This window comes from Solibacillus sp. FSL R5-0449 (assembly GCF_037975215.1).
Lineage (GTDB): Bacteria > Bacillota > Bacilli > Bacillales_A > Planococcaceae > Solibacillus.
On sequence record NZ_CP150239.1, the window covers coordinates 3,339,449 to 3,351,489 of the forward strand.

The 12,041-nt window shown below is 37.5% G+C and carries 11 protein-coding genes; 4 read left to right on the top strand and 7 right to left on the bottom strand.

Annotated elements, in window-relative coordinates:
- Positions 1-317: 317 nt before the first annotated feature.
- Both MKY27_RS16730 and MKY27_RS16735 read right to left on the bottom strand, forming a co-directional pair.
- The gene (locus tag MKY27_RS16730; protein WP_339196445.1) at positions 318-719 is read right to left on the bottom strand and encodes a DUF948 domain-containing protein; all 402 of its coding nucleotides are present in this window, start codon (positions 717-719) and stop codon (positions 318-320) included.
- A gap of 129 nt (positions 720-848) precedes the next feature.
- Positions 849-2,429 carry an NlpC/P60 family protein gene (locus MKY27_RS16735; protein ID WP_339196447.1) on the bottom strand — a complete coding sequence of 527 codons (1,581 nt, stop codon included), beginning with the start codon at positions 2,427-2,429 and terminating at the stop codon, positions 849-851.
- 348 nt (positions 2,430-2,777) lie between these two features.
- Between MKY27_RS16735 and MKY27_RS16740 the strand changes: the two genes are divergently transcribed.
- Together MKY27_RS16740 and MKY27_RS16745 are read left to right on the top strand one after the other, a co-directional pair.
- Complete coding sequence (locus MKY27_RS16740) at positions 2,778-3,521, top strand: MerR family transcriptional regulator (protein WP_339199771.1); 744 nt, start codon at positions 2,778-2,780, stop codon at positions 3,519-3,521.
- Positions 3,518-5,230, top strand: a complete 1,713-nt coding sequence (locus MKY27_RS16745) for an ABC transporter ATP-binding protein (protein ID WP_339174235.1) — start codon at positions 3,518-3,520, stop codon at positions 5,228-5,230. Before MKY27_RS16740 ends, MKY27_RS16745 begins: the two co-directional genes overlap by 4 nt.
- Positions 5,231-5,320: 90 nt before the next feature.
- Here the strand turns inward: MKY27_RS16745 and MKY27_RS16750 are convergent, their stop codons facing one another.
- The 4 genes from MKY27_RS16750 to MKY27_RS16765 form a co-directional block, all read right to left on the bottom strand.
- The gene (locus tag MKY27_RS16750) at positions 5,321-5,677 is read right to left on the bottom strand and encodes a hypothetical protein (protein WP_339174238.1); all 357 of its coding nucleotides are present in this window, start codon (positions 5,675-5,677) and stop codon (positions 5,321-5,323) included.
- Positions 5,678-5,753: 76 nt separating this feature from the next.
- Complete coding sequence (locus tag MKY27_RS16755) at positions 5,754-6,800, bottom strand: DUF4097 family beta strand repeat-containing protein (RefSeq protein WP_339196449.1); 1,047 nt, start codon at positions 6,798-6,800, stop codon at positions 5,754-5,756.
- A 1-nt stretch (position 6,801) separates the two neighbouring features.
- Positions 6,802-7,116, bottom strand: a complete 315-nt coding sequence (locus MKY27_RS16760; RefSeq protein ID WP_339174242.1) for a PadR family transcriptional regulator — start codon at positions 7,114-7,116, stop codon at positions 6,802-6,804.
- 116 nt (positions 7,117-7,232) lie between these two features.
- On the bottom strand, positions 7,233-7,895 hold the full coding sequence (locus MKY27_RS16765) for a phospholipid phosphatase (RefSeq protein WP_339196451.1): 663 nt from the start codon (positions 7,893-7,895) through the stop codon (positions 7,233-7,235).
- A gap of 120 nt (positions 7,896-8,015) precedes the next feature.
- Between MKY27_RS16765 and MKY27_RS16770 the strand changes: the two genes are divergently transcribed.
- Together MKY27_RS16770 and MKY27_RS16775 are read left to right on the top strand one after the other, a co-directional pair.
- Entirely contained in the window at positions 8,016-9,227 is a 1,212-nt protein-coding gene (locus tag MKY27_RS16770; RefSeq protein ID WP_339174245.1) for an FAD-dependent oxidoreductase, read from the top strand.
- Between the two features lie 77 nt (positions 9,228-9,304).
- Positions 9,305-9,706 carry a PH domain-containing protein gene (locus MKY27_RS16775; protein WP_339196454.1) on the top strand — a complete coding sequence of 134 codons (402 nt, stop codon included), beginning with the start codon at positions 9,305-9,307 and terminating at the stop codon, positions 9,704-9,706.
- Positions 9,707-9,958: 252 nt separating this feature from the next.
- On the opposite strand, the gene MKY27_RS16780 is transcribed toward MKY27_RS16775, so the two are convergent.
- Entirely contained in the window at positions 9,959-11,662 is a 1,704-nt protein-coding gene (locus tag MKY27_RS16780) for a GGDEF and EAL domain-containing protein (protein WP_339196455.1), read from the bottom strand.
- Between the last annotated feature and the right edge of the window lie 379 nt (positions 11,663-12,041).

A 12,041-nucleotide genomic window follows, 5' to 3' on the forward strand; every position in this document is an offset into this window, starting at 1 on the left:
AACTGTATTATAAATAGTCGATTCTCCCGTGACAGTTGCAGTTTGTTATATAACACATTTCCTGTTTTCTATATTACTCCTTTTAATTTAAAAAGAAACCCCCAATCCCCTATATTCACAATGTTTTCACAATTTATCTGATTAATTTGAACAATTTATGAATGCCTTGAATTTAATGTTTTAAACAAAAAACAGAAGAATAGATTATAAGCCAGCAAGTTCTGTTCTAGTACAGAAAAATAACGCTTACATTCAAAATTACGTTAAATTTGAATTAAAAAAGGAATGTACAGAGTTTTTGTACATTCCTTTTCCTTTTATGCTTTTCGCTGAATAATACCCATTGCAGTATTAGTCCAACGTTCTACCTCAGCTTGTCTTTGTGGATCATTGTTTGCTTTCTTCATTACTTTCACAGTCGCATCGTGTGACTCATCGCTTACTTGATCCAGTACCTTACCAGTCTGTTTGACAGATTGGATGACTGACTGGACAGATTCTTTTTTATATTCGATATCTGCCATCATGCGATTGACTGTTGTTGTTAATTTTGTTGTTTCGGTTTGAATAGGGTTCAGCTGTTTTTTGATTCCTTCAGCATGTGCCAACAGCAGTGTAACGACCTTTTTTATTGGTCCGATTACTACAACAATACAGACGATTAACAGAACTACAGCAATTCCCAGTACAACAAGGGACGCTATTAACCACGGATTCATAAAATATGCCTCCTTATTAAAATTCCTTTATTCCTTACATATACCCAACTTACTCCTAACAATACACTAAATAGTTCGACATGTAAGTTAAAAAGAAACGGAAAATTTTTGATTAACTGTGCATGCCTATTATAAATAGCGTCTTGCGCCAGAATAGTTCTTTTTGTAGACACCACTATTCATTGATTCAATTTTAACTTTTGATGCGTAGTGCGGTGCATGTAACATTTTACCGTCACCGATATAAAGGCCGACATGATAAACTTTCCCTTTGCCGCCATTATACGCAAAGAATACAAGGTCACCCGGTTTTAAATCCTTCTTCGCAACAGCTTTACCCCCTGTCGCCTGATAGAATGAATCCCTCGGAATCATGATACCGTGTGTACGGAAAACACCATATAAAATGCCCGAGCAGTCATATCCCCATGAAGAGGTGCCCGCCCAAAGATACGGTAACCCTAAATAGCGTTTCGCTTCTTTAATGATTGTAGCAGCTGTCGGTTTAGGGACATCGCTATAGGAATCATATGATTTTGCTGCACTTTTCTTTAGTAGCTTGACCCCATCACCTGGTGTCTCTACATAATAATATTTTGCAGTCTCATCAATTACCGGCAAAATCGTCGCATAGCTGATCTGTAAAAATTTCGTTTTCGCATCTTTTTCTAACAGATTTGTTTTATCAGCAGTAATAATCGCAATGCCGCAGTCATCATAGTTTTTGTTCGTTGCCACAATATGAGATTGTGGAACCCAGCCAGGATAGCCTGCTTTTAAATATGGTACATATTGATCTTTTGCCGCAACACGTTGCCATTTTCCTTTTGTTTCAAGCATTGATACTTCATCGCCGTACAACGCCTGGGTATCTGTACGACCAACAAGCCATTTCTTTTGAGCTAAACTTAATGATGAAATCCATTTTTGCATTTCTACCGGATTTTTTGTCGAAGGATAGTCAACAGCACGTGCCTGGTCAGGTTTATTCCATAAGTTTGTTACTGCGACATCAACTACATAACGTTTTTTCGCCGTTTCTTTCACACAGCTTTGGAAGACAGGCTGTTCTGGTTCAGTAGGTCTTAATGATGGCTCAATAATTCTCGCAAGATATGAAACAAAATCCCCGCGTGTCATCAGCTCGTTCGGATTAAATTTTTGGTTTTTTGCCGGATATACAATTTTATTTGCCAACAGTGCTTGAATTGCAGGTACGGCACTATGGTTTTTTGCAATATCCGTATAGGAGATTGCCGCCTGCCCAGTTAACTGAAACGCAGGCATCAAAATCTTTACCGCCTGTGCGCGCGTTAATTTTGCGTCAGGATTAAATTTCCCTTCAAATCCCGTCATCATCCCAAGCTCAGTTATTGCTGCAATGACTGGCATTCGCGGATCTTCGGCAGGAATGTCTAAATATGTAGGAATTGTTGTACTCATCTCTAAATCAATTTGCAGTGTACGTACGATAAACTCAGCCACTTCATAGCGTGTAATCGGATCATCTGCACGAAATTTTTCATTTGGTGATTGTATTACTCCACCTAAATTATTTAACACTGTCAGTTCTTCATCTAATTTAGAATCACTTTTTACATCAGAAAACATTTGGGCATAGCCTGTAGTTGCTGCAGCTGCTAACAGGAAACAAATTACCCCAATCTGAAATACAATTTTCCTTATACTGTTCATATTTCTACTCATCATTTCTCCCTAACCTCCCATATTATAAAAATTTAACGATCTATTAACGCGCTTACCCTTTCTTTCTAAATATAATAGTATTTATTGTAATTTTTTTCTATGTTATTTCGTTATTATTTTTTGATTTTTACAAATTTTTATTATTTTCTTTCTTTTAAATGATTCATATTTAGTTGGATTTTTTTCACGTGGAACATAAACTGACAACTTTCGATAAATTCGAACATTATTTTTTTGTAATATAAAAGACATCGTTACTTTAAATTTCTGTCGCAAACTAAACTATTTTATATTTTTCAAATGTTTTTATTGCATGTTACGTTACGTCAGCTTTTATACTACATACAAGGAGTGAGGACTTTGTATTCAATCGGGGAGTTTTCTAAAAAGACCGGCATTACAATTCGTACTTTGCGTTACTACGGAGAAAAGGGGTTATTAGTACCTGCACGCATTTCGGAAGGCGGGCAGCGTTATTATAATGACGCCAATATTATCACTGTCCAAAAAATCGTGACTTTCAAATATCTTGATTATTCTTTGGAGGAAATTAAAGAGCTGCTCAAAAAAGACGATTCACTGCTTCAATCTTTGGAAAATCAAAAAGCACAGTTATTAAAGAAGAAAAAGCAGTTGGATCAAATGCTTGCAACGATTGATACGGCCATTCTCATTCACCAGGAAAGTGCGGCTGTTGATTCTACTACCTTACTGCTCATTATTCATAGTTTACTGACAGAGGATGCCCAGAAGGATTATTTAAAACAGTATATCCCGGAGCCGCTCATTGAACAGATCTACAATTATTTAGATATTAACTTCATTGAAATTAATCGGCGTTACATTGAAAGTCTCTATGAAATTAAGCAGGCTTTCCTGCATCCGCCAGATAATACGGAACTGAAACGACTAATTGAACAATTATTTTCTATTATTCCGGCAGAATTAACGAAAAGTTTAGCGCAGGAATTTGAAAAATATCCAAATGTCGATTTTGATAACTGGCTGTTTACAATTCCGCTTTCTGCTGAAGAAGAAAATTGGCTCTTGGAACAAGCTGCACGATTGAACATATTAGAGGGGGTTATTACATGAACGTTCAACTAAAACAATTATGGGAACTTATAAAAAAAAGCAAATTCCCCAAGAAGCTCGTCATTATTGTTTTTGTATTAAGTATTATCGAAACACTTGCTTCACTGGCTGTGCCGTTATTTACGATGAATATGATCAATGATTTCTCGACTTCAGGTTTTGCTTGGACAGCGGTCACTGCCGTTGCACTAATTTTAGTTATACAGGCGGTTCTTAGTGGATTGACTTACTTTCTGATGCGTATGCTCGGGGAACGGATTGTAGCAAATCTGCGAAATACACTATGGCAGCATATTTTACATTTAAAAACCCCTTACTTTGATGCCCATGAATCAGGGGAAACGATGAGCCGTATTACACAAGATACAAGCGTCGTAAAGGAACTTGTAACAGACCACCTGGTAAATTTTGTGTCGGGCATTTTCTCTATAATCGGGGCGATTGCAATTTTACTTTGGATCGACTGGAAAATGACGCTTCTTATGTTAATAGCCGTACCGCTTGCGATTTTTGTTACATTACCGCTTGGACAAAAAATGCATAAAATCGCTAAAGCCAATCAGGATGAACTTGCTTCATTCAGCGGGCATCTTGGACGTGTATTATCCAATATTCGACTTGTAAAATCTTCACAGACCGAACCATTGGAAAAAGAAAGGGGTGGAAACCGGATTGAGCAGCTTTACCGATTTGGTTTAAAGGAGGCGAAAATCCTCGCTATTTTATCTCCGATTATGACGCTCATTATGATGATTGTGCTGATTCTTTTATTCGGATATGGGGGAACACAAGTATCTTCGGGAGCAATATCTTCAGGAGCGCTTGTGGCGATAATGATTTACCTTGTGCAAATCATTATTCCCTTTACGCAAATGGCGACATTTTTTACAGCCTTACAGAAAGCGCTTGGAGCAACAGAACGTATTCAAGCAATTATCGCTCAGGCAACCGAAAAATTATCCGGTCTTTCAATTCCTGCTAAGGCACAAAATATCGTTTTTCAAAATGTAAAGTTCCAATATGCCGAGCAGCCTATTTTAAAAGGAATGAACTTTACGATTCCTTCCGGAAAGACAACCGCATTTGTAAGTAGCAGTGGCGGTGGAAAAACGACAATGTTTTCTTTAATCGAACGTTTTTATGAAGTAACAGAGGGGAAAATTTTATATGGACAGTCGAATATTGAAGAATATGATTTATATGAATGGCGAAAATTGTTTGGCTATGTGACGCAGGATGCACCACTTATGAATGGCTCAATCCGCGAAAATGTTTTGTACGGTCAAAGCGAAGCAACAGACGAACAAGTAATAGATGCATTGAAGGCCGCCTATGCCTATGAATTTGTCATGGCACTTGAACAAGGAATCGAAACAGAAGTTGGAGAAGGCGGTATTAAGCTTTCAGGGGGACAAAAGCAGCGGATTGCAATTGCCCGGGCAATATTACGCAATCCTCAAATATTGCTGCTTGATGAAGCGACATCCAATTTGGACAATGAATCCGAGCGCGAAGTACAGCTTGCATTGCATACATTAATGCAAAACCGGACGACGATCATTATTGCACATCGTCTTTCTACAATTACTAATGCCGACCAGATTTTACTGTTCGAAGACGGCCAGCTGTCAGGTGAAGGTACACACGCGGAGCTTATTGACTCCCATTCCTACTACAAACAGCTGTGGTCAAAAATGCAGATAGTTTAAAGTAAAAAAAGTGCTGCGAAGTATTCTTCGGAGCACTTTTTTTACTATAGAAAAACACATCAAATACTTTTGACGTGCAATGTATTAATTTTAAGCTTTCAATTGAGCGAACTGTATATTTTTACAGCGCTTTTTCAGCACACCCAATACTTCATTTAAAAAACTAATTTCATCCTTTTCGACCATCCAGGCGTTTTCATCATGCTGCGCGACATACGAACTGCTAACATATGGCGCATTTTCCGCAGTAATAAGACGCACATAACCGAATGTCATACCGGCTTCCTTGTAATCGACTCTCAATATGTCATCGTAAGAAATAGTTTTCATACGGGGCTTAGATTTATTTATAAATAGAAACTTTTCGCCGGCATAGTCAATTGTTATTTCTGTTTTATCAAGTATCACCTTATAGCCACCAAATAATTTAAAGCTATATGTTTTCATCGTTAACGACTCCATTTCAACTATCATTAGTTTTATTATACGGATTGTGCCGATGAATTTCTAACTTTTACATAGATTACTGAGCTAAAAGGTCCTCAACCGTAATTTTCCCATTGCTTGTTTTTAACTTTATAGTGTTTGCTCTAGTTCCATGCGAATAATGCGATGTTTTTTCATTATAAATGGATACAGATCCCCAAGCGGTCCAGCTATCAATTTCTATATTTTGAATTTTGCCTTCTGTACTCAATATTATTTGACCATTATCGGTTTCAAAATTTATAGGTGATTGGACAGTATTTAACTGTGCAACGATCCGGCCGTTTCGTGATCGTGCTTTAATTTCACCTAAAACATTTTTCATTTCGACACGTCCGTTATCTGAATCAAACTGAAGCTCTTGACCCTTCACATTCTCTGCGATAATCCGTCCATTATTTGAACTTGCCTTTACAAGATCAATATTCGTTTCTGTAAGCACCACTCGCCCATTAGCCGAATGGGCATCAAGAACTTTCCCTTGGATATAGTCTGTTAAGATGCGTCCATTATCTGATTGCAGGTAAAATTGCTGCGCGATTGTTTCCGACACTTTAATCCGTCCATTGTCATTATGAATCACAAGTTTTTCATACTGCTTTTTAGGCAGATAAACAACTGTATCTATTGTATTGATCGTTCCTATTATCGTAATAAACCAAAAACGGCGAACCTGTTCCTGACGCTTAATCGAGATATATAGCGTATCATCTTTGATCTGCATCGCTGCTTCTGTCAGGTGATCCTTATCCTTTGTTTCAATAATAACCTCTTCAGCGTCAGTAGGAACAATTACCACATTCACACCGTTAGCTTCAATTTCTACATTTTGGTACGGAATTGGCTTATCATTTTTTACAACCGCAACATTTTCCATGAAATCTTCTTCATCATATGAAGCAAGGAGCTCTTCCGCCAATTCTTCAATACTTCCAAATGATTTTATAATATCTTCTGTCGTTTTTCCTTCTGTACGACCATTTTCAAAATACTCTTCAAAGTCTCTGCGGATGTCATCTCTTTCTTGCTGTTGTAATTTTACTAAATGGTAATCAAGTAAATCCAAAAATTGCTGTTCGTTCATTTTATTCGCTCCCTTGAATTAAAGTATTTACACCTGAAATAAAACTTTCCCATTCATTACGTAAGCTCTGTAGTTGTTCAATCCCTAGTTCGGTAATTTGATAATATTTACGCGGCGGGCCTTCTGTGGACTCCATTAAATATGTTGTAAAAAGACCGTCTTTTGTTAACCTGCGCAACAGCGGGTATACCGCCCCTTCTGATATTTCGATTTGTGTAGAAATTGCTTGAACGAGTTCATATCCATACATATCTTTCTTTTCCAACAAGGCGAGGACACATAAATTCAGCACGCCTTTTTTAAATTGAGGATTCATTATTTCACCTCACTACTATTCATTATACAGTAGTTTAACAAACACTATTATTCATTGCAAGGTAGTATACAAAAAATAATTGTGCTAAGCGATCCCCTTAGCACAATTATTCTTCATTAAAATCTTCTATATGGTCTGTCATTCGAAAAATGAATCGCTGTCCACATTAAAGTCGCAATTAATACTAGCTCAAAGGCATTTGTAATTGCGTCACTCCCAATATCAATCGGAAATGCACTACCGATTGTCATAACGATTGTCCCGACAAGCATCCACCACCATTTTCTTTTCCTGCCAAGCATGATTGCGGCAATTAATAAGGCGACAAGGACAATCAAAATCATTGGCGGCGGTCCGGATGCTGCTTCTGTTGTACTGTAGCTAAGTACACCATACGATTCTTCCGAAGCTAGTTCCAGTCCATTCAATTCCGCAAAATATTCTACAATCACGGCAACAATCCATAAGGCACCAAATGTAAAGGGAACCCAGTTCTTATAGGCGAAGTGTAGATTTGCCTCTTTCATTACAAATAATGAAAAAAGTATTAACGTAGGGGTAAAGATTGCATGAAGCCAAAAACGGCCATAGCTTAGGGTTTCAAGAAGGTCTCCCTCTCCGATGAGATGGCCTAGCGCTAATATTGCATTATCGTAAATCAGAGCGGCAATAACTAAAAACAAAATGGCAGATGCCGTTTTTTTATGTTTTGCCATTCCCCAGGCGAAGATGGCAATATAGGCAATCGTGAAAAACCCGAAAATATAAGGATCCATCATATCCCTCCTTTTAATTTCTATTCTTTCCCCTTTACCCCGAAAGTAAGTTATTAAAAATTTCAAGGTTAGAAACAGCAAAGAGCGGGAATTATTCTTTAGATTATACGAGGAGGACTATTTATGGAATTACACAACGGTTTATTATTTTGGCCAACAACACTTTTAAAACAACCTCACACCAACCCACCAATCAAACCTCATTATGATGCAATTGTCGTAGGTGCGGGAATGAGCGGAATACTGACAGCGAAAGCACTAATTGATGAAGGCTTAACGGTAGCCGTTTTAGAACGAAACGAGATTGGCTCCGGCAGTACCTCGGCAAATACAGGATTACTTCAATATTCAAATGATATTCAACTACATGAACTAAGTGAAAAAATTGGAGAGGAGGATGCTGTACGCTTTTATAAACTTTGCTATGAAGCAGTTGACGAGATTGAAAAAATTGCACAACCTCTAAAAGATACTGCAGATTTTATACGACGTCCCAGCATCTGTTTTGCCAGTGAAAAAAAAGATGTATCAAAGCTGGAAAAGGAATGTGAAATGTTGGTGAAGAACGGATTCCCTGCTGAATTTTGGAATGAATTAGTTGTAGAAAAGCGCTTGCCATTTAAAGCTCCTGCCGCTTTGTACACACAAAATGATGCAGAAATAAATCCTTATAAGTTCGTTGTTTCACTAACTGAGCAGCTGATTGCAAAAGGACTCGATTTATTTGAAAATACGTATGCCAATGTGATTGAAGATGAGGGAAATGAGATCACTTTGCACACTATGAACGGAACCTTTACAACATCCCGCATTGTATACACGACCGGGTATGAGCGTCTTCCTTACGGAAAAATGAAGGGGGCTGACATTAACCGTTCTTATGCGATTGTGACAGAGCAAAAACCCGGCTTTGAAGGCTGGTATGAAAATGCACTCATTTGGGAAACAGCTCGCCCGTATTTATATATGCGAAAGACGGTAGATCACCGTGTAGTAATCGGCGGATTAGACGAAAAGAAAGCCGATCCTGCCAAAAATGAAACAAAAGTGGATGCAATGGCTAACGTGCTGCTGGATAAGCTACATGAGTTATTGCCTGATGAAAATTTCCATGCCCCATATAAATACTGTGCTTCCTTCGGCGAGTCTTTAGACCATCTCCCTTTTATCGGACAGCATCCAGAACAGCCGAATCACTATTACCTGCTCGGATTTGGCGGTAACGGTACGGTTTATAGTATGCTTGGCTCTCAAATTATTGCCGACTTAGTCATGAACCGTCCGAATGACGATGCGCGCCTTGTAACATTGGATCGAAAATATGGAATTAAATAACCTATCCCCTATTACTAGAATTGTATTTTTAATTTCTGCCTCTATGTTATAAGCTATAAGGAGAAGGGGGCCGTTTCATGATTTTTAAATCAAAAGTGGATATTTGGATAGCTATAGTTTTTATTTTTGTGCCCATCTCGATGATATACGGGGTCATTACTGAACCAAGTGCTGTTTTGCTGCTTGTTACGGCACTTATAATTGTCCTATTATGCATCCTGTTTTTTGGTACAAAATACGTTATCGAAAAGGATGAACTCATCGTTTACGGCGGGATTTATAAAAAGCGTATTCCCATCAACCAAATCCGAAGCTTACGCCCATCGAAAAATCCTCTATCAGCTCCGGCTATGTCAATTGACCGGATAGAAATTACCTTTGACCCGCATATTCAAATCATTCTGGTATCTCCTAAGGATAAGGAGCTGTTTGTAAAAAAGCTCCTTGAAATCAATCCAAGTATTACCCTCAAATCATGAAAAAGAGACTGGGACATAACCCAAAAAAGCTATTTTTCTCTGAGAGAAAAATAGCTTTTTTTTGCTGAGCGTTAAAATTGATTTCCATTCCGGGACGCTTTCCGCGGGCGTGGCCTGAGCCTGTAGTCTCAGGCGTCACGCTATTCCCGCAGGAGTCGCCCTCCATTCCAATCAATTTTGCAATATATCCATTTCTTAATAAAGGCATTCCATTTATTTAGCAATAATTCTACTTATGTCCCGGCCACTTTTTTATACAAGTATCCCCTTTTCACTTAAACGTTGCGAAAAGTCATCGATCGTCAATGGGCGGCTATAATAGTAACCCTGTACAAATTCACAGTCAAACTCCCGTAAAAGGTGTAAGTCTTCATGTTCTTCGACACCTTCTGCCACTACTTTTAAATTAAGTGCGCGGGCCAAAGAAATCATCGCAGAAACCATCGCAATGTCTGCATTGTTTTTATACATTTCATGAATAAATGTACGATCGATTTTTAATAAGTCTACCGGGAACTTTTTTAAATAGCTCAATGAAGAGTAGCCAGTCCCAAAATCATCAATAGCTAACGTAATATCCATTTCATTCAATTGCTTAATTGTATGGAGCAAATCTGAATTTTGATCTAAAAAACTCATTTCTGTTATCTCGATTTCCAGCGCGCTTGGTGAAATTTCATGCTGCAATAAAATATGATTTAAGCGCTCGATAAAGTTATCTGCTTTCAAATGACTAGGCGAAATATTTACTGCTACGCGAAGATTTAAATTATACTGTTCATTCCATTCTGTTACTTGACGACCGGCTTTAGCAATAACCCACTCACTAATATCACTGATCAGCCCGAAATCCTCTGCAAATGGGATGAACTGATCCGGAGGTACAAAACCAAGCTCATCATCAAACCAGCGAATCAGTGCCTCCATACCTTCAATTTTGTTCGTTTGGAGATTCACTTTCGGCTGGTAATACAGTTCAAATGCCTCATTTTTAATGGCATCATGTAACTTTGTTTCCAATGTCAGTAGCTGGTTATGTGAAAAGCGCTGTTGTTTTTTATAGACGACAAAACCTTTATTGTTGCTTTTTTTCGCTTCATACATCGCAATATCTGCATATTTTAAAATATCTTGCGCCGAGTGCCCATGTTCCGGGTAATTTACCGCCCCGATGCTGATCGATGCATAAAACGCATGGTTATTTAAATTGAATTGGTGTTTAAATAACGCCTGTATATTTTCTGCAGTACTTTCTAACAGGTCTGAATCTCTTAATATACAGATAAATTCATCCCCACTTAAACGGTAAAAAGTCTGAAGCGGACTATTCAACGTTTTTGTTCGCTCTGCAATTTCTACTAAAAACATATCTCCAACACGATGACCTAAGCCATCATTAATATTTTTGAAACGGTTCACATCAAATAACATAAGTGAAAACGGTTGTTGCTCAACTTCGATCAGTGTTTTTAAATCATTAAGTAACATCCGGCGATTTGGCAAACCGGTCAAATCATCATGGTGTGCAATATGTATCATTTCCCCAATTTTCTTTTGGGCCGTAATATCATTACGAATCGAAATATACTGATACGGTTTTCCTTTCTCATTCAAAAAAGGCACAATCGTCGTCTGTACCCAATATGTTGAACCATCCTTTGCGCGATTGCATACTTCCCCATGCCATGTCTTACCAGAACCGATCGTACGCCACATTTCCTTAAAAAATTTCTTAGGATGATAGCCAGAATTTAAAAGTCGGTGGTCTTTGCCAATGAGTTCACAACGTTCATATTTGGAAATTTTACAAAATCGGTCATTTACCATTGTAATAATGCCTCGTTGATCTGTAACAGCCAAAATGGACGACTCGTCTAATGCAACTTTAATATTTTGTAATTCCTCTACTGTTAGCTGCATTGAACTTAGCACATTTGTATCTTCTGTTTTCACCATCTATTCACCAACTTCTATTTAGTGATTCTTTTCTAATATATTTTCTAAAATTTTGCATTCTTCAAACCATAATTATAGTTCTTAGTTATTGATTTTGGTAGTTCTTTTAGATAATTTCGACTATTTTTTATAATTTTTTACTTTTTCTTTATATTTTTTACTTTCAGTTGGTCTCAGTTTCATTTGAAATCTATCCAATTTTTTACTTAAATATTCTATTAAAGTTCAACAATTTCTACTTTTACTGGAATATTCTGATAAAATAATAGTAATTTCCATTGAAAGGATTGATAAAAATGAGAACATTTACGAACGTGATTGAAAAGTAATCTTTCCACTCTTTTCAATCCATTATAAACAGAAAATTATTTGAAAAGAG